Raw genomic sequence first — 3,328 nt, forward strand, 5'->3', positions numbered from 1 at the left:
GCGGGCTTTGTAAGTTTGCCCAATGTGAATGTGGAGCTTATTGCAGGTTCACTTTTAGGAGGTGCTATGTTCGGTGACAACCTCTCCTTTATTTCTGATACTACCATTGCAGCTACCCAATCACAGGGCTGTGAGATGAAAGATAAGTTCCGTATGAACGGAAAAATAGCCCTGCCCGCTTCTGTACTTACTGTATTGGTACTCATTATTATAGGCGTTTCTATTCACCCCAGCGGGCATTCTCTCAGCGAAGGAAGTTCCCCTATCCAATGGATCAATCTGCTGCCTTATATTACGGTTATTGTATTGGCCATTGCAGGGCTGAATGTATATGTTACCTTCCTTATTGGCACCCTTATCTCAGGTATATTAGGCTTTTGGTATGGTACTTTTGATCTATTAGGTTATTGCAAGACTATCTTTGACGGCTTTGCCTCTATGAATGATATCTTCTTAGTATTCCTCTTTACAGGAGGCTTAGCGTATCTAATAGAAAGAGAGGGAGGAATTTCTTTCTTAACCCAAAAAATTGGAAAGCTTATCAACACTAAAGGGCGTGCTTTCTTCGGTATTGGTTTCTTAGTTGCCCTAATTGATGCAGCTGTAGCCAACAACACTGTAGCGATTGTCATTAGTGCCCCTGTAGCGAAGAAAATCAGTGAGGAATATAAGATTTCTCCTATACAAACGGCTTCTATTTTGGATATTTCGTCCTGTATTGTACAGGGAATTATTCCCTATGGAGCACAAGTATTGCTGCTTATCAAGCTCTTAGGTACTGATGTTAATTATAGCAGCATGATAGCCCAAAGCTTCTATATCTGGTTATTACTTTTGTGTATGATTGTCTTCTTTCTTAAGGGAGCGAAAAGTAAAGAATAGTTAGTATTAGTCATTATTAAGATATTGTCTTTCAATTTTTCTTTCAGGATGCAGACAGAAAGTATATAAGCAGAGCAAAAAGAACCATTCTAAAGGCTTCATGAGCAGATAAGTAATATTAGATGCGATTGGAGTCTTTATTTTTTGGGAGAGGTCATACCCATACTTATCATAATTGGTACGTAGGAAATGATGTAGCTTAGGTGAAAAATCAGCGATAAGCTCTTCAAAAGCGTTGGCGATTTGCAACTGACGGTTCACTATGATAGGTCTGCCTCCTCGCTTGCCCCAGCGAAGCGGTTTCACTAATCGTGGACTACCACAAGCGGCAACTGTACAAAGATAGTGCCCTCTATGATCTAAGTAAGGAGGGTGATCATGTTGGGAAAATTTCCATGTAGTGGTCTCGGTAAAACCTTTGACCACTGCATCATAGTCTTGGCCAAAAATCATCAGCAAGAGGGTCAAAAGTACAAAGATAGGAAACACCAATAGAACCGACCACGTAAGCACTGTAAAGCGAGAAGAAAGAAGCGTATTGAGCCTATTGAGCCACCGGTTATTAAAGGTTTTCTCAGAAAGCTCCTCTCTCACTGCCATAAGCGAACGACCCATAACCAATATGGCTATCAAGCTACTGAATATAGGAAACGAAGCCAATTCCTCTTCGCGGTGATTCTCCCCTAAGAGCTGGCTAGCAATCCCTATATTGATAGCGATTCCTATATACAGAAAACACAAGCAAAGTATTAAGGGCAGTGGGGGCAACTTAGCTCTGCGTACCCAAAGTGTCCAAAGCGCTATATGATACAAAAGAAAAAAGATTAGAAAAGTAAGCCTATACTGTCCTGAGATAAAGGTATAGTTATCATCTATAGGGTCTATGGCTCTAGTATATTCTGCACCAAAAAGTGAACTAAAGAAAAGAAAGAACAGAGCCCATAATAGATACAATAAAGCGATAGGATATTGCCAAAGTGGAACATTCCGCTTATACAAATAAGCAGCTGTATAGAAAAGTATAGCTAATGATACTATAAGAAAAACGAAAATGAATACAAAACTCAACATAAGCCATCATAATTTAAGAAAATTCGCCTTGAAAACTTCTATTTACTACTAAACAAAGGTATTTCAAGGCGAAAAAATAACAATCAAATAAACAAATATAATGAAAAAACTCTATTTTACAAGTTTCATCTCATCTACTAAATAACCAGCTCCTGCATATTTGTCTATCACGAAGAGCACATAACGAATATCTACCATGATATTACGACAAATCTTAGGATCATAATGAATATCACTCATAGTTCCTTCCCATACACGGTCAAAGTTAAGTCCGATAAGGTTTCCACGAGCATCAATGGCGGGACTTCCTGAATTTCCTCCTGTAGTATGGCAAGTGGAAAGAAAACAAAGCGGCATCTTTCCATCCTTGGTACCATAACGTCCGTAATCCTTTTTGGCATAAAGCTCACGAAGACGTGTAGGTACATCAAACTCATAATCCCCAGGTACATATTTTTCCATGACTCCGTCCAAGGTGGTGGTAGCACTATAAGTAACCCCATCGGCAGGTATATAACCTGCTACTTTTCCATAAGTAACTCTTAGGGTACTATTAGCATCAGGGAAAATTCTATCAGAAGGTTTAGAAAACTCCAAGATTGCTTTCATATAAGTACGTTGGAGTGCCTGAATCTGGGTATCCAAGCGTTGGTAAGACGGATATACTTGGCTGTCATTCATCTGAGCAAGCTCTGATGCTAGTTGTATAGCCACATCGTTCTTTAATTGGTTCTTAAATTCCTCTGGAGAGAGAGAAAGTACTTTGGCAATTCCCTCATAAGAGGTTACAAAAGAGTTAGCATAAAGTTTCTCGGCAAGTTCTTTGGTATCAAAATGCTGCAAACTACTAACAAGTAATTGTTTAGGCATATTCTGTGCATAGAAAGCAATTACTTTCTCAAATACAGCTTTATCCACTTGCTTATCATTATCCTTGAAAACAGCTTGGAAAGTATTCAAGAAATTTGCTTTTCTACTCTCGAAAGACTGTACTCCTTTATTTTCCAATACCTGCTGCAATTGTAATAAACGAAAAGCATTGGTAAGCAGATCCACATTGCGGAACATCAACTCACTATAAAGGTTATAAGCCAAGTTGTATGGTTCTATCTCCTTGTAAAGGGTGGCAAACTGTGGAAGCAATTGACCATATTGTGCCTGTTTATTAGCCTTTTGTAGCATCTGGGTAAACTTTTCCTCTTGTTGCTTTTTGAGGGCTACCGCATCAGACTTCTTAAGGCCCTTGGTCTCCCCTATCCATTTCTTCCAATAGTTAGCCACACGGGCAAACTTGGCGGCATACTTGATCTTAATTGCTTGATCCTTACGCATATATTCGTCTTGTACCTTTAGAGCTACATCACGAATACCTATT

At 39.2% G+C, this 3,328-nt stretch carries 3 protein-coding genes; 1 reads left to right on the top strand and 2 read right to left on the bottom strand.

The genetic code is table 11. The features are described 5' to 3' along the window. On the top strand, nucleotides 1-882 hold an 882-nt coding region (locus tag Q0625_RS07095; RefSeq protein ID WP_298825104.1), incomplete at its 5' end, for a Na+/H+ antiporter NhaC family protein. A 6-nt stretch (nucleotides 883-888) separates the two neighbouring features. Here Q0625_RS07095 and Q0625_RS07100 read toward each other — a convergent pair. Both Q0625_RS07100 and Q0625_RS07105 read right to left on the bottom strand, forming a co-directional pair. Continuing rightward, entirely contained in the window at nucleotides 889-1,953 is a 1,065-nt protein-coding gene (locus Q0625_RS07100) for a DUF6688 family protein (protein ID WP_298825107.1), read from the bottom strand. 111 nt (nucleotides 1,954-2,064) lie between these two features. Beyond that, nucleotides 2,065-3,328, bottom strand: a 1,264-nt coding sequence (locus tag Q0625_RS07105; protein WP_298825109.1) for a S46 family peptidase, incomplete at its 5' end; no start/stop codon positions are given.

The sequence above is a fragment of the uncultured Capnocytophaga sp. genome (genome assembly GCF_938029845.1).
Taxonomy (GTDB): domain Bacteria; phylum Bacteroidota; class Bacteroidia; order Flavobacteriales; family Flavobacteriaceae; genus Capnocytophaga.